Here is a 246-nt window from a genome sequence, read left to right as displayed (position 1 = left end):
CCCTCTCCCTGGCGGCCATTCCCTTTTTTGCGCGCCTGGTGGAACAATCCCTGCGGGAGCTTCCCAAAGGCGTGATCGAGGCGGCGGTCGCGATGGGCGCTTCGCCGGTGCAGCTCGTCTGGAAGGTGCTGCTCAACGAAGCACGCGGCAGCATCGTCTCGGCGCTGACCGTCACGTCCATCAGCCTGCTGTCCTACTCCGCGATGGCCGGAACCGTTGGCGGCGGAGGGATCGGCGATTTGGCGA

1 protein-coding gene is annotated in these 246 nt (G+C 66.3%); it reads left to right on the top strand.

The features are described 5' to 3' along the window. Positions 1-246, top strand: a 246-nt coding sequence (locus LD028_RS09305) for an ABC transporter permease subunit (RefSeq protein ID WP_237811650.1), incomplete at both ends; no start/stop codon positions are given.

Origin of the sequence: Anoxybacillus sp. LAT27 (assembly GCF_022030075.1) — a bacterium.
Classification (GTDB): domain Bacteria; phylum Bacillota; class Bacilli; order Bacillales; family Anoxybacillaceae; genus Anoxybacillus; species Anoxybacillus kestanbolensis.
Note: the sequence above shows the minus strand (reverse complement) of the source record. Positions and strands in the feature narration are given on the sequence as shown.